General features: G+C 44.9%; 24 protein-coding genes. 9 read left to right on the top strand and 15 right to left on the bottom strand.

Going from position 1 to position 25171, the window contains the following annotated elements:
• Positions 1–36: 36 nt before the first annotated feature.
• Positions 37–906, top strand: a complete 870-nt coding sequence (locus ACLGGO_RS20330) for a sugar kinase (protein ID WP_446420666.1) — start codon at positions 37–39, stop codon at positions 904–906.
• On the opposite strand, the gene ACLGGO_RS20325 is transcribed toward ACLGGO_RS20330, so the two are convergent.
• The 4 genes from ACLGGO_RS20325 to ACLGGO_RS20310 all read right to left on the bottom strand — a co-directional run bounded on the left by ACLGGO_RS20325 (position 890) and on the right by ACLGGO_RS20310 (position 4184).
• The gene (locus ACLGGO_RS20325; RefSeq protein WP_446334887.1) at positions 890–1162 is read right to left on the bottom strand and encodes a hypothetical protein; all 273 of its coding nucleotides are present in this window, start codon (positions 1160–1162) and stop codon (positions 890–892) included. The two genes, ACLGGO_RS20330 and ACLGGO_RS20325, sit on opposite strands and share 17 nt — an antisense overlap.
• Before the next feature lie 357 nt (positions 1163–1519).
• Complete coding sequence (locus ACLGGO_RS20320) at positions 1520–1738, bottom strand: hypothetical protein (protein WP_446334886.1); 219 nt, start codon at positions 1736–1738, stop codon at positions 1520–1522.
• Between the two features lie 460 nt (positions 1739–2198).
• Positions 2199–3485 carry a WD40 repeat domain-containing protein gene (locus ACLGGO_RS20315; protein ID WP_446420665.1) on the bottom strand — a complete coding sequence of 429 codons (1287 nt, stop codon included), beginning with the start codon at positions 3483–3485 and terminating at the stop codon, positions 2199–2201.
• A gap of 213 nt (positions 3486–3698) precedes the next feature.
• The gene (locus ACLGGO_RS20310) at positions 3699–4184 is read right to left on the bottom strand and encodes a hypothetical protein (RefSeq protein WP_446420664.1); all 486 of its coding nucleotides are present in this window, start codon (positions 4182–4184) and stop codon (positions 3699–3701) included.
• A 107-nt stretch (positions 4185–4291) separates the two neighbouring features.
• Here ACLGGO_RS20310 and hetZ point away from each other — a divergent pair, with 107 nt between their 5' ends.
• The 4 genes from hetZ to ACLGGO_RS20290 all read left to right on the top strand — a co-directional run bounded on the left by hetZ (position 4292) and on the right by ACLGGO_RS20290 (position 9405).
• Positions 4292–5455 carry a heterocyst differentiation protein HetZ gene (gene hetZ, locus ACLGGO_RS20305; protein WP_446334883.1) on the top strand — a complete coding sequence of 388 codons (1164 nt, stop codon included), beginning with the start codon at positions 4292–4294 and terminating at the stop codon, positions 5453–5455.
• Complete coding sequence (locus ACLGGO_RS20300; RefSeq protein WP_446334882.1) at positions 5448–6563, top strand: hypothetical protein; 1116 nt, start codon at positions 5448–5450, stop codon at positions 6561–6563. The genes hetZ and ACLGGO_RS20300 overlap by 8 nt, the downstream gene beginning before the upstream one ends.
• Before the next feature lie 123 nt (positions 6564–6686).
• A complete protein-coding gene (locus tag ACLGGO_RS20295; protein ID WP_446420663.1) occupies positions 6687–9008 on the top strand; it encodes a transglutaminaseTgpA domain-containing protein in 2322 nt (773 codons plus the stop codon).
• 88 nt (positions 9009–9096) lie between these two features.
• On the top strand, positions 9097–9405 hold the full coding sequence (locus tag ACLGGO_RS20290) for a P-II family nitrogen regulator (RefSeq protein WP_446420662.1): 309 nt from the start codon (positions 9097–9099) through the stop codon (positions 9403–9405).
• 13 nt (positions 9406–9418) lie between these two features.
• Here ACLGGO_RS20290 and ACLGGO_RS20285 read toward each other — a convergent pair whose 3' ends face one another.
• The 11 genes from ACLGGO_RS20285 to ACLGGO_RS20235 form a co-directional block, all read right to left on the bottom strand.
• The gene (locus ACLGGO_RS20285) at positions 9419–10405 is read right to left on the bottom strand and encodes an aldo/keto reductase (protein WP_446420661.1); all 987 of its coding nucleotides are present in this window, start codon (positions 10403–10405) and stop codon (positions 9419–9421) included.
• Positions 10406–10444: 39 nt separating this feature from the next.
• The gene (locus ACLGGO_RS20280; RefSeq protein ID WP_446420660.1) at positions 10445–11071 is read right to left on the bottom strand and encodes a YbhB/YbcL family Raf kinase inhibitor-like protein; all 627 of its coding nucleotides are present in this window, start codon (positions 11069–11071) and stop codon (positions 10445–10447) included.
• A gap of 42 nt (positions 11072–11113) precedes the next feature.
• On the bottom strand, positions 11114–11743 hold the full coding sequence (locus ACLGGO_RS20275) for a class I SAM-dependent DNA methyltransferase (protein ID WP_446362382.1): 630 nt from the start codon (positions 11741–11743) through the stop codon (positions 11114–11116).
• A 209-nt stretch (positions 11744–11952) separates the two neighbouring features.
• The gene (locus tag ACLGGO_RS20270) at positions 11953–13293 is read right to left on the bottom strand and encodes a glutamate-cysteine ligase family protein (protein WP_446362383.1); all 1341 of its coding nucleotides are present in this window, start codon (positions 13291–13293) and stop codon (positions 11953–11955) included.
• A gap of 147 nt (positions 13294–13440) precedes the next feature.
• Entirely contained in the window at positions 13441–14694 is a 1254-nt protein-coding gene (locus ACLGGO_RS20265) for a glutamate-5-semialdehyde dehydrogenase (RefSeq protein ID WP_446342337.1), read from the bottom strand.
• A gap of 15 nt (positions 14695–14709) precedes the next feature.
• Positions 14710–15576, bottom strand: coding sequence for a hypothetical protein (locus ACLGGO_RS20260; protein WP_446362384.1), 867 nt, complete (start codon positions 15574–15576; stop codon positions 14710–14712).
• 277 nt (positions 15577–15853) lie between these two features.
• Positions 15854–16699 (bottom strand): SAM-dependent methyltransferase, encoded by an 846-nt coding sequence (locus tag ACLGGO_RS20255; RefSeq protein WP_446362385.1) that lies wholly within the window; start codon positions 16697–16699, stop codon positions 15854–15856.
• 138 nt (positions 16700–16837) lie between these two features.
• On the bottom strand, positions 16838–18286 hold the full coding sequence (locus ACLGGO_RS20250) for a hypothetical protein (protein WP_446420659.1): 1449 nt from the start codon (positions 18284–18286) through the stop codon (positions 16838–16840).
• 36 nt (positions 18287–18322) lie between these two features.
• Complete coding sequence (locus ACLGGO_RS20245) at positions 18323–19768, bottom strand: pyridoxal phosphate-dependent aminotransferase (RefSeq protein ID WP_446420658.1); 1446 nt, start codon at positions 19766–19768, stop codon at positions 18323–18325.
• Positions 19765–20013 (bottom strand): hypothetical protein, encoded by a 249-nt coding sequence (locus ACLGGO_RS20240; protein ID WP_446420657.1) that lies wholly within the window; start codon positions 20011–20013, stop codon positions 19765–19767. The genes ACLGGO_RS20245 and ACLGGO_RS20240 overlap by 4 nt, the downstream gene beginning before the upstream one ends.
• 564 nt (positions 20014–20577) lie before the next feature.
• Entirely contained in the window at positions 20578–20865 is a 288-nt protein-coding gene (locus ACLGGO_RS20235; RefSeq protein WP_446362389.1) for a hypothetical protein, read from the bottom strand.
• A 454-nt stretch (positions 20866–21319) separates the two neighbouring features.
• On the opposite strand from ACLGGO_RS20235, the gene ACLGGO_RS20230 reads away from it, so the two are divergent.
• The 4 genes from ACLGGO_RS20230 (at position 21320) to petP (ending at position 25007) form a co-directional block, all read left to right on the top strand.
• Positions 21320–22777 carry a SpoIIE family protein phosphatase gene (locus ACLGGO_RS20230; RefSeq protein ID WP_446420671.1) on the top strand — a complete coding sequence of 486 codons (1458 nt, stop codon included), beginning with the start codon at positions 21320–21322 and terminating at the stop codon, positions 22775–22777.
• 27 nt (positions 22778–22804) lie between these two features.
• Positions 22805–23044 carry a hypothetical protein gene (locus ACLGGO_RS20225; RefSeq protein ID WP_446420656.1) on the top strand — a complete coding sequence of 80 codons (240 nt, stop codon included), beginning with the start codon at positions 22805–22807 and terminating at the stop codon, positions 23042–23044.
• Positions 23045–23237: 193 nt separating this feature from the next.
• Positions 23238–24659: an argininosuccinate lyase gene (gene argH, locus ACLGGO_RS20220; protein WP_446420655.1), complete on the top strand. Its 1422-nt coding sequence runs from the start codon at positions 23238–23240 to the stop codon at positions 24657–24659.
• Positions 24660–24812: 153 nt separating this feature from the next.
• Positions 24813–25007 (top strand): cytochrome b6f subunit PetP, encoded by a 195-nt coding sequence (gene petP / locus ACLGGO_RS20215; protein WP_446334932.1) that lies wholly within the window; start codon positions 24813–24815, stop codon positions 25005–25007.
• Positions 25008–25171 lie beyond the last annotated feature (164 nt).

Here is a 25171-nt window from a genome sequence, read left to right as displayed (position 1 = left end):
TATCTCGTTAACCGCTATTTCTCTAATCTACAATCAATGGCAAACAATGGGCTTTTCGTGGGTATGGTCACATTAGACCTGGTTTACCTTAGCCCTAAACTACCGGGTCAAAATGAAAAAATTGCTGCTTCTGATTATACCGTGGCGGCTGGGGGTCCAGCCACAAACGCGGCTGTCACATTTAGTTATTTAGGCGATCGCGCGACAATCTTAGGTGTAGTGGGAACTCACCCCATTACACCCCTGATCCGTTCCGATTTGCAAGATCAGGGAGTAACTCTGGCTGATTTAGATCCAACAGTAACTAGTCCCCCACCCATTTCTTCAATTATTGTTACCCAAGGGACTGGCGATCGCGCTGTGGTTTCGATTAATGCGGCTAAGATTCAAGCGGAGATTGAGCAACTACCGCCCGGTATTGACACTGATATTGATATTGTGATGATTGATGGTCATCAAATAGCAGTGAGTTGCGCGATCGCTCAATCCGCAAAATCCCGCCAGATCCCAGTTGTCTTGGATGGGGGAAGTTGGAAACCCGGATTAGAAAATCTTTTGCCTTTTGTCGATTATGCCTTATGCTCAGCGAATTTTTATCCCCCAGACTGTCAAACTCACAAAGACGCGATCGCTTATCTTAGAGCTGCTGGAATTCCTCACATTGCGATTACCCATGGGAAAAAACCGATTGATTACCTTACTCGGGGAATGTCGGGTCAATTATCAGTCCCTTGTGTTGATGCGGTTGATACATTGGGAGCCGGTGATGTTTTTCATGGGGCATTCTGTCACTCTATCCTCAAACATACGTTTACTGAAGCCCTAGTTGCTTCAGCAAAAGTTGCCGCCCACTCTTGTCAATTTTTTGGCACTCGTCAGTGGATGGCGTCTAATTCTTTAACCTGAAGTTAGTTACTGAAAAAGACGACGGAGAATCAGCACAACACCGCTGTGCTGAAAGTTCATTAACGATTTGCATGCGTCCCTTGCTCAAAGCACGCAGCAGTCTATCAATGGACTGTCTCTCTTCTTCTGTGAGCGAGTCTTCTAACATGGCTGCCATGAGTCCATATCTATCAGCCAGTGTAATTTTACCAGAACAACTTACTTGAGCAAATAAATCAGCAATTGCGCCCGGTATAAGTTGGACTTTACGTTTCATATTACTCCGATAAATGCAACCATTTTACTATGAGGCATTTGCTGGGATTAAAAAGTGATTTATGTTTTTTTTATTGGTGATATACGTCAAGTACTAATGTGATTAAAATCTGATAGGCAAGTGACTAAATCAGCATTCAACTGTAACTTAATTGCCATAGTGGCGTGATATAAATTAGTTCTATTTAGTGAGATAAATCACAATATTTCTCACTAAACTGTAAGTCGCTGCTCCCCCAGCCAAACTATCCCATAAAAAAGAGACATTTTTTAGAAACGTCTCCACAAGTGATGGTAGTCATTTTAAATTTTCCAATAAATGTACCTTGAGCAGAAAATCAATGGAGATTAATAAGTATCACAAAACCATTGAAATTTTATCCACGATATGCATACGTCCACGACAGAAAGCATGGAGTAATCTATCAATAGAATTTCTTTCTTCTTCAGTAAGATCATCCTCCAATAAAGCTGCCATGAGTCCATACCGATCTGCCATAGTAATTTTCCCACACATACTAACTTGAGCAAATAAATCGGAGATCGCGCCCGGTAAAAGTCTGATGGGGACTTGCATAGGACAACTCAGAACTCAACATTACCTAGTATGAGGAGTATTGTCAAAGACTACCGTGATGATAAGCTGAAGCGTCTGTGATATCGTGCAACTTAAAAGGTGATTCAAGTCTTATTGAGCAGTGATATAAGTCAGCTTGTATGATGATGGGATGAGCTTTAGAGTCTTCTCAGAATTATAAGAATTTCTAAATCCGCTTTGGAGAGAATTTTGGATTTTACAGGTTAGCCCAGCACTTAGACTTTTTTCTACCGATAACATTAATTTTAGCCGGGAGTATCCAAGGGAGTGTGATCAAACTTTACTAAACTTATTATTAGGAAGCCAAGGTAGGGTGTGGGGTGTGGATTGTAGCCCAATTAAATAGCTTCAATCCCTGTCAGGAAAAGGCTTTTAATTTGTTGTCACACCTTGACTTTCCCCTAATAAATGACGAATGACAAATAACCCCAATTTAACGTCAACTCAAAACGCGCCAAACCTTGATCGTTTTATCAGAACTGCAACTGGCTATTGTTTTACCATCTCGGCTTAGTGCCACTGAAATAACCGAACTCGAATGACCCCTCAAGGTGTGGATTTCTTTTCCCGTTTTCAGATGCCAAACCTTAATTGTATTGTCAGAACTACCACTAACTAAAATTTGCCCAGCTGGACTAACAGCAACCGACAAGACGGAATCGTTATGACCTGTAATCGTGCGAATTTCTTCCCCCGTTTTTAGATTCCACACTCTAATTGTATCATCATATCCCCCACTCACGAGGGTTTTTCCATCGGGATTAATTGCCACCGAAAGAACAGAATTTGTATGTCCGATCAAGGTACGAATTTCTTTACCTTTTTTCAAATTCCAGACTTTAATCGTATCATCAGAACTGCCACTAACTAAACTCTGTCCATCGGGACTAATAGCCACTGACAATACGGCGTCAGCATGACCAAATAACGTGCGGATCTCATATCCAGTGATCAAATCCCACAGCTTAATCGTACCGTCCGAACTAGCGCTGGCTACAGTTTTGCGGTCAGGGCTAATAGCCACCGATAAAACTGAATCCAAATGTTCATCAGCCGTCATTATTGAGTCGCCCGTGTTTAAGTTCCAAATTTTCAGGCTATTATCAGCACTACCACTAATTAACGTTTCACCATCGGGGCTAATGGCAACAGAAACAACTGAATTGGTATGCCCTGGAATTGTGCGAATCATCTCTCTAGTTTGGAGATTCCACAGTTTAATCATGTTGTCATAACCGCCACTGACTAAAGTTTCGCCATCTGGACTAATGGCAACCGATAACACTGAGTCAGAAAAATCATTAAGCGTGAATTGGTGTTCAATTAATTCATAATTCAAAACAGCAACTTCCAAGGGAGGTAATGGCGTTGACTCTTGGTGAGTTTCCGTGTTGAGAGTGGGTAAGGGCTGATCCAGTTGCGGTAGCAGTTGTTGGAGTTGCTCATGCAAATCCTGCCGTTCCTGTTGTGCCTGCTGAAGCTGCTGTTGAATTTGAGATAACTGTTCTTTGAGAGGAGAAAGCGTTTGCCAAACCCCTTGGGAAAATGACCACTTAGCCCACATCTGCCTCGCCCAATCCAATTGAACTGACTGCTGCTGCAAAAATTCTGAGGGTACAGACTGCACTAAGGTGGGTGGATAGGGGGTCAAATCCCACCCACAGACAGAGCAACAATTCCCATTGCTTGGGATATATTGGGTTTGACAAACAGGACATTCAGACATGGTCATCCTCTGTGATATAAATTACAGGCGTTGAAACTGGATAACGACTATAACCGCTTACAATAGAAAAGCCAGGGTTTTCAGAAGAAATAACAGCCGCGTTGGTTGACCAAAACGTCAAGGTTAGGGAAACCTCCAGCACCGAAGCAGCGGGCGAGTTGATCGCGTACCCATCAAACCCCTAGAATTTTAGCGGCTGTAGGTTAATTTAAATCAAGCAATATCTGGGGGGAGGTTGCTAGGATATGACCGAGGTGCTGAGTAAGTATGCTGGAGCTGGGTTTGAACCAAGCGTTGCAGATCCTCTCGACGCACCTCGGTTCCGGCTGTTAAATTACCAGGTGTATCAAAGAAAACGGTGCTATTTACCGTGTCAAGCGCTAACATCTGGAACAAAATATGAGTGACTGGCACAAGCATAGCGACGATTTGAGGGTCCCAATTGGATTGAAAATCAGCCGCATCTTTGAGTGTAGGAAAAGCATAGACCACATTTTTTTCGACCTCAGGCTGGGCACGATTACTCAGGGTCGTTACCACCCAACCTTGATCCAGAGTTTGGAGAATATGATAGTCCGAGTGGTGTAACTGACTGGCAAGCATGGTTAGAACAGGGGCAATCGCCTCAACCATTTTCGGCGTCGTCCCATCAGCAGGGGCATTGTCAATCAGGGCTTGAATCTGTTGGGTTAAATCCATCGAGCGATCCTCAAGCGAGTAAGTCTTACTGCTATGTATGAGTCTAAACCCAGATTAAAACGGTTGTTGCGTGTATGTGTTAGGGTCTTTGTGAAAGAATGAACATCATGAGGGAAGTCTGCCAGGGCGTGGAGGCTATTTTTCAACTGCTATTTAACGAACTCCGGCAGTCTACGACTGCATCGGAGCAGAACTGTCAGGATGTAGCAGCGCGTTTAGCGAATGAAGTCACTCGAATTTGTAATGAAAGCCATCGAATTAAGACGTCTGGAGATGTTGAAAGCTGGGCGAAGACCCTAGCCAACCATCGCCTCAAACAAGTCTTAAACTATTATCGCCTTGGTTCTCACCGGGGACGAATCGAACTCCAGAGTACATTGAGTGCGATCGTCTACCGCTATATTACCCCGTCTCAAACCCCAGCGAGCTATCAAGCCCGCGTTACCCTGATTGAAGATTTCTTACAGGGATTTTATGTAGAATCTTTAAATGCCTTTCGGCGTGAGACGTCCATTGAAGATAATTATCGTCCGCGATCGCTACTAGAGTTATCGGAGTACATGGCGTTTACTGAACGGTATGCCAAGCGGCGTATTCCCTTACCCGGACGGCGATCCCAGCAACTGCTAATTTTGCGGGCGCAAACCTTTTCCCAACAGCAACCCCCAGAAACCTCCGTAGACATGGATACCGCCGCCGAAGGGGGTACTCCCGATTCAGAAAATACCTGGAATGATGCGGCGATTCAGCAGGTGCGAGAGGTGATGGTGGCTTCTGAACCTGAACCCTTAGAAGCGAACCTGCGGGATAAGGTGGTTGAGGAATTGTTTGCCTATCTTGAAGAACGACAACAACAAGACTGTGCTGACTACTTCACCCTGCGTCTACAAGACTTGCCGACGAGCGAAATTGAGGAGATATTAGGATTAACCCCCCGTCAGAGGGATTACTTACAGCAACGATTTAAGTATCATTTAATTCGGTTTGCCCTTTCTCACCGTTGGGAACTCGTCCACCAATGGCTGGAAGCCGATTTAGAGAAAAATCTGGGGTTGACCCCCCACCAGTGGCAGCTATTTCAGAACAAAATTGATCCCCAACAGAGGGAATTGCTTAACCACAAGCAGCAGGGTCATTCAACCCAAGAAATAGCCCAAGCCCTAGGTTGTACGGTGACTCAGGTTGACAAGCGATGGTTTAAATTGCTCGAAATTGCCTGGGATATTCGCAATCGTTCAGTATCCGGATCAGGTGCATCGGAAGATGAATAGTGACATAAACAATAACTCGGACACCCTATACAGCCGCTTAATGGCTTGGCTGTTACAAGAGTCCGTTCCTGCTGCTACAACATCAATCAGTGGTCAACCCGATGGGTTAGACCCTACCGATGAGCTAGAAGCAGCGGATTTTCAATTTGATGAGTTAGATCCACTGGACTTTGAAGACGTGAACATTGCACCCACTATAACTGGCGAAATCGCTAATGACCACACACGAGTGGGTTCCGAAAACATTCCTACTCGTGAGGACATCGAACTGGGCGGTACAAACCGCCCCTACAACTTGGGAGATATGCCGATCGTGCAAAATCGTTTTGAGGCGCTAATTAAGCGCAAACTGCAAGTTGAAATTGAGCGTCATCCCCCCTTGTTCCCCTGGGAGACGGATCGTTTTGAATATGAACCTGAGATCTCAGACAGTGTAGCCCCAAATTGGGTTCCATCGGTTCAGTTATGGACTCCCCAACTCTTGAACCTACCGCTACCTGTTCCCATCCCCGAAAACGTTCTAGTTACCCTATTTAACGCTTGTTCGGAGTCAGTCTATTCCCCCTATCAATTGGGGCGAAAAATGGTCAAGGCGGTGGAAAATTTATTCCCCGCCCAATTCCAGTTGCTCAATAATCAAGCTCAGATGGTACTGTTGTCTTCGGGATCAGGTCGTGATTCTGAACAACTACAACTGTTGCTCAAGCAACTCCCATCCCCACCCTATGAACAAGCAACCCCAGAGCAACAGATGATTCTGGCATTGTTAGCGGCTAAAGAGATTATTAGCACGTTGACAGTACCCATTTCACCCAACCAGACTCCGGTTGAACGCCAGTGGCAAACCTCTGTCGGCGTTGTCACTGTCCAAGCCGAGTATCAGATGCAAGAAGGTGTTCCCACACTGCGGGTGATGAGCCATCTGCCTGAAAGTGGCAGTTTGACCTTGCGTACACCTGAAGGTTCAGCCGTATCTGAGCGTACCTACCCCGGCTATGTGAGTGTTGAAGCCTTCGATTTGCCGCCGAATCAAACCTATCCCCTGGAAATTCGGTTCCAAGACTCAGACGAAAACCCCTTGGTTTTTGCTATCTACCCAACCCTGTAAGGGTTAAGTGCTAGCTGTTAGCCGTGGGAGCTTCTCTCACTCCCGGCTTTGGACTTAGATACAATACGATTGAACCCGTGAATTAAGCTAACAGCCATCTCGCGCACAAGAGAGTCAATTGTTATGTCGAATCCTTCAGGGATGCAGCGAATCCGGCGTCTACCTGGTTTAAATCAGGTGTGGCAGCGTCTTGGCACAATGCCACTGCCTCAAACCGAAGACTCGATAGGATTACGAGTCCTCGTACAGGGGCTAGTGATTGTGGGAATTGTCGCTACAGATATCGCCGCTGAAACTCAGATGAGCGCCTGGGCTGTACCGTTGTCCATTATTGGAGCAACCTGGAGTTGGTATCGTCGCCGCCATCGCAACATTGCGGTCAAGTTCTTTTTGGCGATTGGGATGCTAGTCGCTATGGGGGTATTCTTTAATAATTTATTAGCCAGCCTCAATGATACCCGCCTCGTTCTCGCAGAATTATTAATTCAAGTACAAGTTCTCCACAGCTTTGACTTGCCCCGGCGCAAGGATTTAGGCTATTCCATGGTAATCGGGTTGATTTTGTTGGGAGTGGCAGGAACCCTGAGCCAAACCTTAGCGTTTGCCCCGCTACTGTTGATATTTTTAGCCATCGCTTTACCCACACTGATCCTCGATTACCAATCCCGTATCGGTTTATCGCCAAAGCCAAAACGTAAAACCTCAAAGGAGGGGGCTAAACGTTTCTCGCCACTGTCACTGCGACGGTTAAGTATTTTTTTGTTAGTTATTATTGCCCTGGGTTTGGGGATTTTCGCCCTAATGCCTCGGTTTCCCGGTTATCAACTGCAAACCTTTCCCGTGAGTGCGCCGTTGGATTTGGATGAGCAAGATTTTCAGGGGAATAATCGGGACGTGCGTAATCCTATATATGAGGGTCAAGGGAATGGTTCCGGTGGTAAGGGAACCTCTCCCCGTCGGGGTCCTGGTGAAATGGATGAGACATTTTACTATGGTTTTGGTACCCAAATTAACCAGAATCTCCGAGGCACCCTCAAGCCGAAAGTCGTCTTGCGGGTGCGTTCCCAATCCCCTGGATTTTGGCGGGTGCAGGCTTTTGACCGCTATACGGGTCAAGGATGGGAATTGTCTCGCGAAGATCAGGTGTTGGAAGTGAGTCGTCCCCCTTGGTCCTATCGATTCCAACTCTATCCCACCAGCTTTAATCTGGGTCGTACCAAAACGGTAATTCAAAGTTATACTGCCGTATCGGAACTGCCTAATATTATTCCCGCCCTGAGTTATCCCAAGCAACTCTATTTTCCCACAAGGGAAGTAGCCATTGATACAGAAGGTAGTTTGCGATCGCCTCTAGCTTTACTTGAAGGATTGACCTACACGGTGATATCCGAAGTACCAGTACGCGATCGCACCCAACTCCAACAAGCCCCGGACACTTACCCAGACAATATCCAAAAATACTATCTTGATATTCCACCAGAAATCGCGGATAAGGTGCGGCAAAAAACCGAACAACTCTTAGCCACCTCCCCCAAACCCCTCACCTCCTCCTACGAGAAGGCGTTGTATTTGGCTCAAGAGGTTAAACGACGGTATAGAATTCCAGATAACCCCTTGGAACTTCCCTTTTTACAGGAAGACGAAGATTTAGTAGAAGCGTTTCTATTTAAATACGAAGGCGGTTATCCAGACCACTTTTCCACTGCCTTAACCATCATGCTGCGTTCTATCGGGATTCCGGCGCGGTTAGTCGTAGGATTTGATACCGGTCAGTTTAATCCCTTCACAGGCTTATATATCGTCAAAAATACCGATGCTTACGCCATGACGGAGGTCTATTTCCCCAACTATGGCTGGTTTGCCTTTGACCCCATTCCCGGACACGAATTAGTCCCCCAAAGCGTAGAAGACACGGAAACCTTTAGCGTTCTGCGTCAGTTTTGGCGTTGGGTAGCAGGTTGGTTACCCACACCCGTAAGCAATTTTATCGGAGAATTGTGGAATCTAATTATTGGTTCGCTGCTGCGGCTAATCGTGGGACTGTGGGCGATGCTCTCCAGTGGTTGGATTGGGTTGTTTGGCGGGTTAATTTTAGCCATCGCGGTGGGGTTCGTGGGTTGGTTAGGTTGGGTGCAGTGGCAAACCTGGCGTTACCGTCGCTGGTTAGGGAAATTACCGCCCATGGAACGGCTTTACCAGCAAATGTTAAAGGTTTTGGGGGCTAAAGGATATATTAAGCACCCCGCGCAGACGCCGTTAGAATATGCTAGAGTCATGCGTCAGCAGCAATCCTCTGACTCAGCCGCCGTAATTGATGAAATTTCTCAGGCTTATGTGCGCTGGCGTTATGGTAAACAAACCCCTAATATCGATGATCTGCGACAGCGACTGCGCCAGTGGATTAAAACGACTCGTCGATTGGGGACGAGAGATCTTAGGAGGTGAATTTTTCCGGGAAGTCTCGAATCGGTACAGGAATTGAGTTATCCTTTGCCTGTCATCCTTCCCTAAACAAACATTTTAGGAGTTTCTTATGTCTACTGAAGCCATTTCTGTCAAACCCGCTGTCTTAATGACGATCATTGGTGAGTCCGTACTCAAAGATCGTTTAATCAAACTGCTCAGAAGTAAAGGGGTAACAGGATACACCATCAACGATGTCCTCGGTGAAGGGGGTCATGGCAGGCGCATGGGGGATATTGTTGGGTATAACACCAACATTGAGATGAAAACCGTTGTCTCGTCAGAAGTCTCTGACGAGATCTTCCAAACCTTAGTCGAAATGGAGAATAGTCATGCTTTAATTGCTTTCCGTCATGATGTAGAAATGTTGAATAATTAAGTGTGGGAGGATATCACCGATTAACGACTCCCATGTCGGATTCGGGATAGCGAGTTCCCCTGACAGCATCCTGTACTACAACGGCTTCAATCTGAGTAAGTTGATCAGGGGTGAGTTGCACTTGGGTAGCCGTAACATTCTCTTCTAAGTAGCGGCGGCGCTTGGTTCCAGGGATAGGAACAATATCCCTTCCCTGGGCTAGCAACCAAGCCAAGGCTACCTGGGCGGGTGTAGCTCCTTGAGATTGCGCGATCGCTTTCACTTGTTTGAGCAATTCCAAATTCTGTTGAAAGTTTTCTGGCTGGAAGCGAGGTAATCCCTTACGCAAGTCATCATCCGCCAAGTCTTCAGGGCTGGTAATCTGTCCGGTCAAAAATCCCCGTCCCAAGGGACTAAAAGCCACAAACCCAATACCCAGTTCTTTTAGGGTTGGTATTACCTCAGCCTCCGGATCTCTCGTCCATAGAGAGTATTCAGATTGCAATGCGGTTAAGGGATGAACCGCATGAGCCCGTCGAATCGTTTGTGCTGCGGCTTCTGATAAACCAAGGTAGCGCACCTTGCCCTGCTTAACCAACTCTGACATTGCCCCAATTGTCTCTTCAATGGGAACATCCAGATCGACGCGATGCAGATAGTAAAGGTCTATTGTATCGATGCCCAGTCGTTTCAAGGAAGCATCGCAGGCACTTTTAACATACTCAGGTTTACCGCTAAGACCTAAATATTCCCCAGTTTGCGAACGGACAAAGCCAAATTTTGTGGCGATCACTACGCGATCGCGATCGGGTTTCAATGCTCTTCCCACCAATTTTTCATTGGTAAATGGACCATACATATCCGCTGTATCGAAGAGTGTCACGCCCAGATCGATGGCACGTCGAATCGTCGCGATCGCTTCTGTTTCGTCACCGTTGCCATAAAATTCCGACATGCCCATGCAGCCTAAACCAATGGTAGACACTTCCAGCCCTTGGCGACCGAGTTTCCTGGTTTTCATGACATCTTTCGATATAATAAACGTCTCAATTCAAATGGTTTACTCAGCATCAGGATAAATCTGATAGGTTCCTGTCAATGATGCTGTTTCCAATACATGACCTTCTATGGCTTCTAAAACATCCGTCGCCGTAAAAATACCTTCAACTGGACAACGGTCTAGATCAGTCGCATAGAGCGTAAAATGATAGTGATGAATCTTTTCATCATTCCAAGGTGGATAAGGACCATCATAGCCAAAATAATCTCCTGCCATTTCCGGATCATCAACATATCCTTCGCCATAATCATTGATTCCCTGGCGAGTACCCAAAGGAGCTTCTGGTCCATTTTTACCCCCTTTAATCACTCCATCACTGAATTCACCCGCCGTGATCGATTGAATATCCGGTGACAAATCAACCAGAACCCAATGATAACTATCTATGCGAGGTAGGCTGGCTGATACAATTTTACCTTCTTGCTCGGCATCGTCAAATACACTTGGCACGTCCGAATCATGGCAAATTAAGACGAGAGAACGGGTTCTTGGTGGCAAATCACTCCACGCTAAATGGGGATTTTTGTTATCGGAAAATACGCTATGCTTTTCTGGGTGATATTTCCCAAACCCAAAGGTTTCGGGAATTTTACCACCATCGGTAAAGCTATCACTCCACAGTTTCATGTTTACCTTCTTCTTTGATTCTCTACTACATAAGGCTTTAATCTATTTAACCTGATAAGTCCATATTTCTAAACAAGTCTTCAGATTAGTATTAGGGTGGGGATAATATGGCTCTCCACGTTCGATCAACTGCCATTGACCCGACGACTCTAATTCCGTCATCTTTGTTTGAAAATCTTGGCTACTTTCATAAAAGTCAGGACGCATGGTAAAAATGATGTAACCCTCTGGTTTAGTAATGCGAATTAACTCATCAAAAGCATGACTCGGAGCATGATTATAAGTAAACACACCAACACTGATAATGGCATCAAACAAGTTAGAGGAGAAGTCTAAAGGCTCTCCCAATACTTGCTGAGATAAATCGGTGTAAACATTCTTTTGACGGGCTTTATTCAACATTTCTGGGGAAATATCAATGGCAACTAGGTTATGGTAGCCCCGTTGGTGGAGAATTTGACCAGCCATACCTGTTCCCGCCCCAGCATCTAAAATTGTAGCAGTATTAGGGGCATACTTGAGTAAGATGTCCGCCGTTTTCTGTGGTGATAAGTACTCTGTATCACCAATCATATCTTGTTCGTAATCAGACGCCCATCTGTCATAGTTTTCGCTAATTTCTTGATTATTTTGAGAACTGTAAACTTTACTGACTCTATCTTTAATGCTCATTTATATTACTGATATTATTGTGCTATTTATTCAAAATCAAGCCCTAACTTTTAACCTTGACATCGACTGATAAATCGCATTTTATACATTAATTTATTTTAATATTTACAAGTAATTTTTAGCAATCCGTGTAGTAATCTATAGAATTTTGATACCCTATTTACTACTCCCTGTTCCCTGTTCCCTTTGCTATTGTCTTGAATTGAATTTTAGTTAAGATTTTTGTACCTACAAATATCTCGATCTTCTACCAATGCTGGGATACCCCCTTTGTTAAATAACGCTCTGGCTAGAGTAGCAGGATTTTGCCGGAGAAGCAATCGCTGTTGCAGGCTATCCAGAAATTTTTCTTCCCCTAATCCCCGCCGTTTTAACCCCAGAGTGGCTAGTTCCAGCATCCGTTTCGCCAGATCCGCGATCGCAATTCCCTCAACCCTCCCCGCTAATCCCTTTTGCAGTGCGGCTTCCCGCATCAATTTGAGTGTTACCCAGTCATAGTGGCTCAACTCTTCTTGGGCTTCATTTAAGGCACTCAGCAACCCTAAACTCAGTGCAGCAGGACAAATTAAATCCCCCGGAGGCTGTTGATCCCAAAGTCGGTTTTCCATCGTGAAATATCGGGATATCCGAGCGGTAAACCAGTAGAACGAATTATGTAATTTCTCATCCTCTGGTAGCGGCTCAATTTCCATCTCCTCACCCGATAACCAATAACCGATAGCTTGGGCGCGTTCAAAATAATCAGCAAAACTGGAGTAGTGATTAATTAAAATTGGCTCTTGGTTCCGATAAACAAACACAGGGGATAAATTGGCCACAAAGTCAGCATAACTTTCCAAGTCATTAAAAGAATTCCTGGGTATACCCACCGTCTTGCCATCGGGAATCCACCAATCATAAATCTTCTCTGTTACAGATTGGTAAGTATCATCCACCTTACCCTTCCAGATACTGGAGTTTGCCATCAGAGCAATCTGCGCTCCGGCAAAACCATTTAAGATGTTTGTTGCCGGAATTGCTTCCTCAAAAGATATACTCAAATGAACGTGACTCTCTGCACTTACGGTAAACAAATATTCCCTGGGGAAAATCGCATTCCAATCAAACAAAGTACGTTGCTTTGGCGCCCTATACTCAGGAGTCGGCTCAGTGACAGGTTGAATTCCATACCCCAAAAAACTCACATCGTGAGCATCAGCAAATGGGGCAAGCTCTGTCACCAGAGCATTAATTTGTTGCTCCAAAGCGTGTAAATCTCCAGTATGGGCGAGAGCAAACTCTAAATTACAAAAGCCGATAGCATAACCAGCCACCGTATGATTAAATTCCCCCGGCTTACTCGCACCCACAGGTTTATGAGTTAGGGGATCGTTAATAACATTCCAGTTTTGCTGGGCTAAGTGTTGCCAAAGAGAGTTTACAGTTGTGAGTGATGCGGCTTTCCCGGTTTGGCGCTGTACCAAGGGAAACTTTAACTCCGCACCAATCCGCCTACCCTCGAAGGGGTGATTAGCTGCTTGTTGAAAACCCTGCTGAAAAAATTTATACATAACATAACTAAGTTATAGCAGTCGCCAAGACAGTTAGGACACATCGGATTCGTAGAGACGTTCCGGTAGAACGTCTCCAGCGGTGCTCTTTAAGGTTAGTGGTAAAATTAGAGTACTTACTCATTTTTCTGGTTGCGTGCACATTCATTAAGGAATACCCGCTTCACCCATAATTTGTCCTGAGCCACGAATCACAAATTTGTAGCTAGTTAACCCCTGTAAACCTACCGGACCTCGTTCATGCAGTTTCCCCGTGGCAATACCAATTTCTGCACCCATGCCCAACGTGGCACCATCATTGAACATGGTTGATGCATTCACTAACACCACAGAGGAATCAACTTCCTTGACAAAACGGTCGGCTCTGTGATAGCTATCAGTGACAATAGTGTCCGTATGTTGAGAGCCAAAATGGTTAATATGGGATATTGCCGCCTCCAAGCTATCAACAACTCGAATCGAAACCACTAACTGAAGATATTCTGTGCGCCAGTCTGCTTCCGTAGCTGCATCCACATCAGGTACAGCCGTACAAACCACCGGACATCCCTTTACCTTCACGTCATTGGCACGAAACTCAGCCACAATTTTATCCAACTCTGGAGTAAATGCGCGATGTACCAGCAGTGTTTCCATGGAATTACAAACCTCTGGCATCAAACACTTAGAATCTATGGCAATGTCCAACGCTTGAGCTAAATCTGCCCCAGCATCAATATAAACATGGCAAAGCCCATTATAATGCTTCAGTAAAGGAATTTTCGACGCAGCCGTAACCGCTTCAATTAATCTCGTCCCACCTCTAGGAATTGCCAAGTCAATTTCTTCACTCAGTTGCAGAAACTCATGCACTTGTTCATGGGAACCAATCACCATCTGAATAGCATCAGTGGGTAAATCGGCATCAGATAAAGCCTTTTGCCACAATTTTCCTAACAACTGGTTACAGGTTTTCGCTTCCGAACCCCCTCTCAAAATAACCGCATTTCCTGATTTAAGGCAAAACGCCCCCGCATTTACTGTTACATGCAAGCGAGCTTCGTAAACCATTAAAATTACCCCTAATGGCACTCGCATCTTAAAGGCTTTGAGTCCATTAGCACAAGCAATCGGCTCAAAAAACTCGCCCACAGGATCAGGCAAAGCGGCAATTTTATGTAAAGCTCTAATCCGAGCATCTATTTTTTCATTAGGCCACAGTAAGCGAGCCACTAAATGAGCAGGTTTACCTGCGTCTTTAGCCGCTGTTACATCGACTTGGTTGGCGGCTACTAAATCAGTACGATGAGCATCTAATAATTCTGCCATACGCAACAATGCCGCATTCTTCTGTTGCGTTGAAGCATTGGCTAGAGTTGGCGCACATTTTTTTGCCGCCTGGGCAATACTCAAACAGTCCATGACATTAAATCCCAATTACTGCAAAATACAAGCTGATGAACACATTCCAGTTTTATAGGCAAATAGCCAGTGGGTCATAATCCAACCTCGATCTAAGACAGTAAACTCATTCGGTCCTTTGCCACTACCTAACCATTGAAATTTTATATCGTTGGTACGAACAAAATCATAAAAGGCTTTGAGAACATCGGAAATACCACACAAACCTACTGATTCATCCAAGACAATAATCGTACCGGGAATAAATCGGTTTCCCAGATTCTGGAATATGCATTTTGCCGCTTCAAAGATATCACAGTCGATATGAACCAAGGAAAAATACTGATCCGGTGTCAAACCCGATAGGAATTTTGGTAGTGATTGGCTATAATAACCCTTAATTAGAGAAATATTTTCATGTTCAAGCTTGGGTAGTCCCCCTTTTAAGGAAAAGGCTGTTTTGTGAACAGAGTAATTGTCTTGATAGGTATTCCAGTCACTTTCAAACCCTTCAAAACTATCAAAACCGTACCATTGGCGTTCGGGAATTATGCTGGCACATTTATTTATTGAATGTCCTCGGAATACTCCAAACTCGGCACACATCCCGCCATGGTCAATGATGTGGTGGCGATATCTTGAAACTACGTCGTACAGGAGCTGGTCTTTAATTGCTATTTCTCGGAATTTTTTATTTTGAGCCAGACACCACTCAGCGTACTCTTGATCATCCATATCATTAAGTGCTTCCCGGAGGGTTTCTTCAGAATCCCAGTCACCACTCATAATGGCGCGATAATTTTTGTTAGAAATACAATTCCTCACTCCCTTAATATCTTCAGCCATATCCCAACGAGGTAGAGAACGATAAGTGTGGGATAAATTTTCCATCAAACTTGCCATATAAATCTCCTTATACAAAAATTAATACACTGCTGATGCCAAAACATTAGAATAGGACGATATAGCAATCCTATTTGATTCCTGTCCAAAATCTTTCCGCTTTTCGGGAATGGGCAAGAGGAGGAGAGTTTTTTTCTAGTTTTTGATTTGTTACAACCTGTTTATGATTGCTATATCTAGAGGGTCAGAACTAAAAAATTTGGTAGTACTATTAGAGGGAAAAAGTAGTTAGTTAAGGACTGAATGCAGTCCTTATGTTTATCATCGACGCGATTGCCTAATTTTCTTTCCGATAATGCAACATTCCCCATTGAATCAAGCCACTTTTGCCCACTTGGGCACAATCAAGCAGGCGTTGCTTTTTCTTTTCAAAAAACTCTTGACTCCAAAGCTGCTCACTTGCCTGAATTTCCTCCATCTTTTTCAAGATTTGCAAATAGTTCACCGAAACATGATCGGTTAAGTCAATAACTTGGACTTCAGACATCCCAATTTCCTGGGCAACCTCTCGATAATCATTGAGGTGTAAAAAATAGACTTGGTGAATTCCTCCACCCGTGTACCAATCCACCACCTTATTCACCTCTGCCTCAGTAGGATAATCCCCACTGAAAAAATACGTGCAGGCTAGAAATTCACCGCCCTTAACTAAAACTCGATGGGCTTCTCGAAACGCTTGCAATTGAGTATCGCTGTAAAAGAGGGAATCCTGCGCCCAAGCTGCATTAAATGTCGAGTCGGGAAAGGGCAGACTTTCAAACCTACCCTGATAAACTGTAACTAAATCACTCAGCCCCTCTTCTTGATTCCGTTCAACATTAATCGCATTTTGTTGTTCGCTCAGGTTCAAACAAGATACCTGACAGCCGTATTTTTGGGCGATATATCTGGCGGCGCCACCATATCCTGAACCCAAATCCAGCAGGTGACTCTCTTGGTTCAATGTCAGCAGAGATGCCATATATTCTGTTGTCCGCTTCTTACCAATATGCACATCTTCATCCGGATGTTCAAAGATGCCACAATGGGAATGCTCGCTGAGAACTCTGCGGTAATAAAGGTCTACATCTTTTCTGGCAAAATAGCTTTGATTAAATGTATCAATTGCTGAAGACTTACCCATCGTTTCTGTTTCTATTCCTCCAAAGTAATTTTTGGGCTTGGCTGATGTTAGGCATAAATTGGAGACACAAAGTGATAAATTGCTCTCCAACTATCGCCCAATTATCCTGTCAGCTTAGCTAGATTTTACCTGGCTAAGTTATCGTTTTAATTCGTTACCCCGAATACCGGCTTGGAGCAGGTTACTGACGACTCCTTTGTCGGGAAAGAACTGATTTCGATCTAGGCATACCCGATCCGGAGCAGCGGCACATTTTTTTAACTCCTCCAACAGCAGCTCTGCGCCATCATTGGGAGCGTAAAAGGTTCGTTCCGGAGTTTGTAAACTATTACCCCGTGCCAAGGTTCTGTCAATTTTACCATCAATGGTTGCCAGTTTTCCCCGCCCATGAATTGTTGCAGCTCCCTTTACCGGGTAGGCATAACCATCGGCTTCATAGTCGGGATTGGCATCAATAGATAATCCGGCACCATTGAGCGCCAGATAGACTTCTCCCGATGATAGAGACACTTCCAGGTATGTATTGGCTACGTTCTCATTTCCCAAAAACTCGATCATGCGATTAGTGAACTCTACCACAGGTGCTGCCTCTGGATTAGCCGACTGAAACGTTGATTTGGCTCTGAATAAGTAGCCCCCATAGTTAGGATCTTTTTCTAACAGAGGAGTCTCATAAACTCCACGTTTAGCATCCCCACCCAATACACCCATAACAAAGGAAAACTGAGGTTTAGTCGCTTGTTCAACCACCCATTTAACAAATTCTGCTGGGGTTTGATCCGGTGGAATTAAATCCTGAAAGATAGCACGCCAAGAGTCGTAAATTGGAGAATTTGGAGAGGGAATCCGAAAAATCGCCTCTACCGGAATAAAACCCGTTGGTTCCCGATTGGGATTACTAATGCTGAGAAAAACGATAATCAGCGGCACATTACTCCGCTGATTCCAATAGCCATCAGTGTGCTGCTTGATATAGCCACCGCCATAGCCAGCATTAACATGATATTTATCTGGATCAGGGCGCATGGTGTGCATGGTGGAGTTGAGATCCATGTCGAGATCCATCCAGGGAAATTGGTTGTGGATTCCACAAATTGCAGCCAAGAGGAGTTTTGGTACCAGCAATTTTGCTGCATAATGCTGGATTTCTGCCCAAGTATTCAGGTGTGCGGGAATCCGAAACCCATTGGGCGCAATTAAATCAGCGGGATCGATGTCGGCAAAAAGATCCTTGGGGAGAAATTCTATTTTCTGAACATAGGGAATAGCCGGCTCATTTCCCGCTTGGCACTTGTTATTTGACGAAAAAAGTTCCCGGTAAGCTTGAAAACAATCTAAGGCGGCTTGCTCCCCCTTTTCTTGTAGGATTTCGGTAATCGCATAGCCTAATTTTTTCAGAACAACCAGATTGCAGTTGGGATAATATCCCTGCTGTTGGCAGAGAGAAAGCTTGGTTCCCCCATATTTTAGTTGGGTATCAAAGTCCTGAACATCATAGCCTTTACGGGCTACATCCATAAAGTAATCGGCAATTAATTTTTGGGTTTCTGGTTTCAGTTTTATCGTTTCTATTTGTTTTCTAGACATAAGCCAGTTTTCTATATTAATTGCAACAAAGACAACTTAGCATACAAGTTGTGGCAAGGCTAGTTCAATTTGAGCCAGGGCTTGACTAATTAACTGCTTACCTTGGGCTTCAGTTTTCTGCCGATCAACCATCTTAGTATCCGTTTCCCCAACGGATTGGGGTAAACCAACCGAAAAACGTAGATAGCAATCCTCTGGTTTGCCTATGGGTACTGTCGAAACTTTCGCTGCCACTAACAACCATAATGCTACTTCCAAGCTAGTATTGATCTGGTTTTGCCGATACAACGATTCTAGGTTAAATTTACCGTCAGCTAGCACTTGCAATTTTTCCCGGAAATCCGCCGTCACCTGATAACCTTTTAAGGCAGAAAAATTGGCGTAAAGATACATTCCTGCCTCAGAAACAAAGCTGGCTGGCGGTAGCTGAGTCTCCCCCGAATGGGTTAGATTACATTTCTCAAAAATGGCATTCAAACCTAGTGCCAATTGATTCAATCGACTTTCATAAAGACTTCCCGCCCATTCAATGGTTTTGTGAGGATCGGGTTGAATTACAGCACTTAATGCGACTTCTCCCATCGCATTGGAGTTAATCACGGTAGCTTTCTGCGGAATTCGCATTGCCTCCAGCAATTTGACATTCTTCGACGCCCCCAAACCCAGCAATGTCCCCCCCGTACCTTGTTTAGAAAGGGTACAAGCGATCAGCACAGATTCCATTAATTGATGGAGGGAGGCAAGTTCTGATGCTTGTGCCTGCTGAAGTCGTTTATGTAATGTCAGACCAAAGGTGGGATGTTCATTGATTTCTCCATGATGAAACAGGGGAACATAGGCTTCATCAATTAAAACCAGAGGTAGTGATAGTTTGAGCGGCTCCCTTCTGGTCATTTCCTCAATCAAGATATCAATAATTGCATTCCAATCATCTTCCGAGAGGGTGGCACCAGAGGGGTTATTGGGATAATTGAAAACAATCATCTTAGCATCGGGATGATGGTTCAATGCTGTTTTAATTGCCTCTGGCTGGGGTTGCCAGCGATGCTTTGCCTGAGTGGGGATAACCACCATTTTACCGCCGGCTAAAGCCAGGGGTTGCTCATACTGGGGAAAAAACGGTTCGATAAAAAGTGCTGTATCTCCTGGGTTGATAATCGTTGTACAAAGACAGTGAAATAGATGAGTAAACCCAGTTGTTAGATTAATCTCCTGGTTGGGATCAAACTCCAGCCCGTACCGTTGTTGGAAGTATTGCTGGGCGTCATTTCGGGCGTTCAAGGAACCATAGTGAGGTGTGCGGTAAACAGAGATTTCCTTTGCGCCAACCCGATGAATTGCCTGCTGCACTCCAGGAATTACTCCATGACCTGGGGAGCCACTGTTTAAACTGACCACACCTGGACAATTGCTAGCTAAAGCGGCAAATGTAACAATAGGAGACTCGTTTAAATTTTGAATCCGTTCAGAAATTTGTATCATTTATTCCAATCTTGGATTCGCTCAACTTGGTAAGTGTACCATCCCAAAGAGTATAAGTCAAAATTCTCAAACGGCAGCAACTCTTCTTCCATGTGTTGAAGCCAACGATCGCCTGTGGGAACATTGGCAATAATTGCCTCGATATCACCGTAAGGATAGGGACCGGGATCGCCAATTAGGGCGAAAGCAGGTTTAACGCTTGACGTGAACAAAAGCAGAACGCTCAGCAATAGGCTGGCTGCCATCTAAAAAAAACGATGGCGAGTGATGTCGAACATGAGATACTTGTCTTTCCTTGTTAGTTTAGGTCGTCAAAAAACACAAAGCCTTTTCCCTAATCGATCGCCAGTTGGCACAAATGTACCTAGCAATTTTTCCGGAATTGCTCAATTACCGCTTATATCTAGACCGATTGAGATCCGTTTTTACTTGCTTACGGCAAGCATGATCCGTCTCTGTGTCTCAATTAATAACGGCTGTTTTCTACCTAAAATATCTCCTGTATTTCTCAATGGCAACCCTCTAACACAACTTTTTTTTGAGTCAAAAAATTTGCCTTTTTTTGGACTTATTTCATTCATAGACAGTGCAACTTGTCAATGACATCTATCGGAGTTGCTATACTTCATAAATTAAAGAATTTGTCAATCCCCATAAGTCAAATATGTAGAGACGTTGCACGCAACGTCTCTACATAAATGATGTGTCCTAACAGGAAGGGCACGCTCCTTCCCATAAAAAGTCAACTACATTCGGGTGTACCATTAGCACGCTCGCACCGCTAGACCATGTCCCAGTTATCGGCTAACTTAAAAATTGAATTGATGACCCTTAAAAGCCTGAGGAAGTTTGCTCTTATTTGCACGTGATCGATACAGTTCCAACGTCGCTTCAGAAGGCTCAATTTCAATCTCATTGACCATCACATTGTAAAGGATCTGGGTACTCTTGTTCATCGCGTCTAAAGGAGCGCCTTCCCTAATCCCGTGATAGTTGATCGGTGGACCGACGCGATCGGAAAACAAAGGACCTGCGGCGAGTAGAAACGTGTAACCCTTGGCATCGGTGCCGCCCCCAACAGCAAACTCCTGACTCACCGTTCGCTCATTTGGGTAACTCAGTAGCCAAATGAGCGAACGGTGAGATAGATGTGAGGCGGATTAAGATCTAATCGTGATTTTGGACTCTTGATAGAAAATTAAAAACAAGCAGGAGTTGAACGAATACCCCGGATAGACGTTGGCAGAATACTCAATTGGCGCTATGATTGACACCTAAAATCAGTCAAATACTTATACAATAACCGGAACAGACTTCAGTACAGCGCCAAAGACCAACAGCGTTAAGATAGGATGTCATCGGGATTTTCCCACGCTTTTTATATTGTCCTATTCATGCCTGCAAGAAGGCTGTCCGGACGTTTGCAACTTAGTTATGGAAGCATGGATGGTCAAAAGTGTTTCAATAGCTACTTGAAGACCATAAGTGTAGAGACTACCTCCGATTGGACTATATCTTTAGTAAAAAGTGATGCTCCCAAACCCTGATGTGATGACAGCACGCCCCTTCCCCAGCCAACCCCCTAATTCAGCGAATGGCACGCCTTATATCGCTGCTTCTGACAGAACACCCGTTTCCGCACTCAAAGAACTTGTGGCTTGCCTGCACCGAGAACAACACAAAATCCAAGATTTGTTAAGTTCGCTGGGATTTGCCTTACGCAGCTTCAACAATTTGAATCAATTTTTAGAATTAATTCCCTTGATGTCAGCACGGGTAACCGATACAGAGGGAGGCGCATTGGTTTTGTTAAAACCAAATGGTCAACTCCGGCTAGAACAGATGCATTGCCAAGATAATCAAGAGTGTCAAACCTTGCGTCCAGCACTTGAACGGGCAACTCAGACGATCACGGCTCAAGGCAATGAGGACGGGAAATGGGCAATGAGTCCAGAACAGTTGGACGCAATTTGGTCATCATTTGACGATCGGGTCAATCGTTATTTAGACACAGATATTCAGTTATTTGGCACACCCATTTTAATTAAAAATGTCGAACGCGGGCGTTTGTATGTGTTTACTGATGACCTGAATTATAGCTGGACGCCAACTCGACAGAAGTTAGTGCGTTTGGTAGCCGATCAAACAGCCGTCGCGATCGCGAATGATGAACTGACTGTAGAACTTCGCAAAAAAGAACGCTTAGATCGAGAGTTAGAAATTGGCGCGGAAATCCAATTACGCCTCCTCCCTCGTCAATGTCCCTCGATTAAAGGAATTGAACTGGCGGCTCGGTGTCAGACGGCAAGTCGAGTTGGGGGTGATTACTATGATTTTATTCCCACTAACTATGATCAGCTTCGTCCGCTAGGTTTTTGTGATAATAAATATGTTGATGAAAACAAAGCATTTGTACCCTGGAGCGTTGTGATTGGTGATGTCATGGGTAAAGGTGTGCCAGCCGGCTTAATTATGACGATGACGCGGGGTATGCTACGGGCAGAAGTACTCAACCGTCACTCCCCTGCCCGCATCCTGGAACATTTGAATCGGGTGATGTATGCTGACCTAGAAAATTCCAATCGATTTGTCACTCTGTTTTATTCGGAGTACGATCCCAAAACCCGAACTTTGTCCTATAGCAATGCTGCCCATAATCCCCCCTTCTTATGGCAGGCGTCTACTCATTCTATCCAGCGTCTCGATACAGCAGGGATGCTGATTGGCTTGGAGGCAGATTCTGAGTATGAAGATGCTCAAATCCAGCTCGATGAGGGAGACACGATTATTTATTACACTGATGGATTTACCGATGTTGCCAATCAACATGGCGATCGCTTTGATGAGGAAAATTTGATTGAAGCATTTAAGTGGGCTTGTGAACATCACCAAGGCTCTCAAGTCATTCTAGACTACCTGTTTGAGCGGGTGGGACAGTTTATGGGAGCAAAAAATCATAACGGTGATGATATGACCTTGGTCGTGTTGCAGGTAAAATCTTCCGAGTAACCTATTTAATTTAAGGTAATCATCGCCATGGCTGTTGTAGAAGTGCAAGCTCTAGCGTCTGTTGTCAATAGTTTCCATCCGCTTATTGACCTGATGAGTCCATGGCTCACCGATGGACTGGTGTTAGCGCAACAAATTGAAGATCCTGATGTTTTGGGTCAAATGCAACAGGCGTTTAATAATTTCATTGAATCGGGTCAAGTCTGGGCATTTTTGATTGGTCTAATCATCGGTTATATTTTTCGGGGTATGAGTTCGTTTGGGTGATTGATCATTGGTCATTTGTCCTTGGTGAAGAGGATAAACGATAAAACGATAAAAAACCCAGGATTAGTGCAGCAGGCGCGGAAATAACTTACCCGTTAACAATAGGCGAAAAAGCAACTACCATAAACCTTACAGCCTTCTGCCCTCTTCCCTCTGCCTTCAAAAAGCCTTTTTGTACTAGGGAATCTGTATTGTGACGGAACAAACAACGTGGAGCCAGCGATTTGAATCGGCACTTCATCCGGCGATCGCAGGTTTTAATGCGAGTATTGGATTTGATATCGAACTGATTGAGTATGACCTGACGGGTTCGGTGGCTCATGCTAAAATGCTTGCCCACACCGGAATTATTTCAGCCGATGAAGCGGAGCAACTGGTGCAGGGTTTAGAACAAATTCGTTCAGAATACCGCCAGGGAAAATTTAACCCCGGTATTGACGCCGAGGACGTTCATTTTGCCGTGGAACGACGCCTCACCGAAATTGTCGGGGATGTGGGGAAAAAGCTGCACACGGCGCGATCGCGCAATGACCAAGTTGGAACAGATACCCGGCTCTATTTGCGGGATAAAATCACCCAAATTCGTACCCAGTTACGAGACATGCAAGGGGTTCTACTCAACTTGGCTCAATCCCATGTCGAAACACTAATCCCTGGCTACACCCATCTCCAACGCGCCCAGCCGTTGAGTTTAGCCCATCATTTGCTGGCGTATTGGGAAATGTTACAACGGGATTGGCAACGATTGGGGGAAATTTACCCCCGGGTTAATATCTCTCCCTTGGGGTGTGGGGCGCTAGCGGGGACAACGTTTCCTATTGACCGACATTACAGCGCCTCTCTGTTGGAGTTTGGCGATGTCTATCACAACAGTTTAGATGGTGTGAGCGATCGCGACTTTGCTATTGAATTTTTGACGGCGGCGAGTCTGATTATGGTTCACTTGAGCCGATTGTCTGAAGAAATTATTCTTTGGGCATCTCAGGAATTTGGCTTTGTTACCCTCAAAGACAATTGCTCGACGGGATCGAGTATTATGCCCCAAAAGAAAAACCCGGACGTTCCTGAACTGGTACGGGGCAAAACTGGGCGGGTTTTCGGGCATCTCCAAGCTATGTTGGTGCTGATGAAGGGATTGCCTTTGGCATATAACAAGGATTTGCAGGAGGATAAAGAGGCGCTATTTGACAGCGTGAAAACGGTCAAAGGTTGTCTGGAAGCCATGACAATTTTGTTGCGGGAGGGTCTAGAGTTTTGTCCTGAGCGTCTCGCTTCAGCTGTGGCAGAAGATTTCTCTAACGCTACCGATGTGGCTGATTATTTGGCTACCAAAGGGGTTCCCTTCCGAGAAGCCTATAACCTGGTGGGTAAAGTGGTGAGAACCTGTCTAGGTGCAGGTAAACTGCTCAAAGACTTAACCTTGCCAGAGTGGAAAGAAATCCACCCCGCCTTTGAGGAAGATATTTACGACGCGATCGCACCAACTCAGGTAGTTTCTGCCCGTAACAGTTATGGGGGGACGGGATTTGATCAGGTACGACGCGCCTTGGCGGAGGCTCAGGAGCGGATGGTAAGTGGGAGCAATGTTCCAGACGTAACATGCTACGTCTCTTAGCTGGGGAAGGACACCTTGGTAGGGGCGGGTTTAGTTCAGTTAATGGTTTGAACCGCAGCATTAGTCGTCAAACCCGCCCCTACATGTTCACAACTTCCCAGATTCCGCTACACTTTGGAATGGTTCATCCTATTAGAATTACTAGAAGCAATAATGGAGATTGGTCAAAAAGTTCAAGTCTGTCGTCTCAGAGACCGAGTGTCTGGCGATATCATTAACAAACTAGGGAAAGTTGGCATCATCAAAGATTTTAAAGTGACAGATGGCAGCGGCGTCGGTGTGATCGTCAAGTTTGACGACAATACGGCAACCTGGTTTTTTGAAGATGAACTCAAACCCGTCAGTTAGCTTGACGCCTAACGCCTCACGCCATATCTGTATTTAGATTGGCGTGAGAGGGATAGGCGGTCAATCTCTGGGGCATTGAGCCCCAGAGATTGACAACTTGCGTATCAGTTCTCGGAGTACATCAGATTGGGTTGTTTGTGTTACTTTGCCAAACTTGGCTAGAT

It is taken from the genome of Coleofasciculus sp., assembly GCF_046565525.1.
Lineage (GTDB): Bacteria > Cyanobacteriota > Cyanobacteriia > Cyanobacteriales > Coleofasciculaceae > Coleofasciculus.
The sequence above is the reverse complement of the archived record's forward strand: the minus strand, read 5'-3'. Positions and strand labels throughout refer to the sequence as shown.

Excerpts from the sequence above, each read along its gene's own strand:
- ACLGGO_RS20330 (WP_446420666.1), top strand. The coding sequence starts at position 37 with ATGGCAAACAATGGGCTTTTCGTGGGTATGGTCACATTAGACCTGGTT.
- ACLGGO_RS20325 (WP_446334887.1), bottom strand. The coding sequence starts at position 1,162 with ATGAAACGTAAAGTCCAACTTATACCGGGCGCAATTGCTGATTTATTT.
- ACLGGO_RS20320 (WP_446334886.1), bottom strand. The coding sequence starts at position 1,738 with ATGCAAGTCCCCATCAGACTTTTACCGGGCGCGATCTCCGATTTATTT.
- ACLGGO_RS20315 (WP_446420665.1), bottom strand. The coding sequence starts at position 3,485 with ATGTCTGAATGTCCTGTTTGTCAAACCCAATATATCCCAAGCAATGGG.
- ACLGGO_RS20310 (WP_446420664.1), bottom strand. The coding sequence starts at position 4,184 with ATGGATTTAACCCAACAGATTCAAGCCCTGATTGACAATGCCCCTGCT.
- hetZ (WP_446334883.1), top strand. The coding sequence starts at position 4,292 with ATGAGGGAAGTCTGCCAGGGCGTGGAGGCTATTTTTCAACTGCTATTT.
- ACLGGO_RS20300 (WP_446334882.1), top strand. The coding sequence starts at position 5,448 with ATGAATAGTGACATAAACAATAACTCGGACACCCTATACAGCCGCTTA.
- ACLGGO_RS20295 (WP_446420663.1), top strand. The coding sequence starts at position 6,687 with ATGTCGAATCCTTCAGGGATGCAGCGAATCCGGCGTCTACCTGGTTTA.
- ACLGGO_RS20290 (WP_446420662.1), top strand. The coding sequence starts at position 9,097 with ATGTCTACTGAAGCCATTTCTGTCAAACCCGCTGTCTTAATGACGATC.
- ACLGGO_RS20285 (WP_446420661.1), bottom strand. The coding sequence starts at position 10,405 with ATGAAAACCAGGAAACTCGGTCGCCAAGGGCTGGAAGTGTCTACCATT.
- ACLGGO_RS20280 (WP_446420660.1), bottom strand. The coding sequence starts at position 11,071 with ATGAAACTGTGGAGTGATAGCTTTACCGATGGTGGTAAAATTCCCGAA.
- ACLGGO_RS20275 (WP_446362382.1), bottom strand. The coding sequence starts at position 11,743 with ATGAGCATTAAAGATAGAGTCAGTAAAGTTTACAGTTCTCAAAATAAT.
- ACLGGO_RS20270 (WP_446362383.1), bottom strand. The coding sequence starts at position 13,293 with ATGTATAAATTTTTTCAGCAGGGTTTTCAACAAGCAGCTAATCACCCC.
- ACLGGO_RS20265 (WP_446342337.1), bottom strand. The coding sequence starts at position 14,694 with ATGGACTGTTTGAGTATTGCCCAGGCGGCAAAAAAATGTGCGCCAACT.
- ACLGGO_RS20260 (WP_446362384.1), bottom strand. The coding sequence starts at position 15,576 with ATGGCAAGTTTGATGGAAAATTTATCCCACACTTATCGTTCTCTACCT.
- ACLGGO_RS20255 (WP_446362385.1), bottom strand. The coding sequence starts at position 16,699 with ATGGGTAAGTCTTCAGCAATTGATACATTTAATCAAAGCTATTTTGCC.
- ACLGGO_RS20250 (WP_446420659.1), bottom strand. The coding sequence starts at position 18,286 with ATGTCTAGAAAACAAATAGAAACGATAAAACTGAAACCAGAAACCCAA.
- ACLGGO_RS20245 (WP_446420658.1), bottom strand. The coding sequence starts at position 19,768 with ATGATACAAATTTCTGAACGGATTCAAAATTTAAACGAGTCTCCTATT.
- ACLGGO_RS20240 (WP_446420657.1), bottom strand. The coding sequence starts at position 20,013 with ATGGCAGCCAGCCTATTGCTGAGCGTTCTGCTTTTGTTCACGTCAAGC.
- ACLGGO_RS20230 (WP_446420671.1), top strand. The coding sequence starts at position 21,320 with ATGACAGCACGCCCCTTCCCCAGCCAACCCCCTAATTCAGCGAATGGC.
- ACLGGO_RS20225 (WP_446420656.1), top strand. The coding sequence starts at position 22,805 with ATGGCTGTTGTAGAAGTGCAAGCTCTAGCGTCTGTTGTCAATAGTTTC.
- petP (WP_446334932.1), top strand. The coding sequence starts at position 24,813 with ATGGAGATTGGTCAAAAAGTTCAAGTCTGTCGTCTCAGAGACCGAGTG.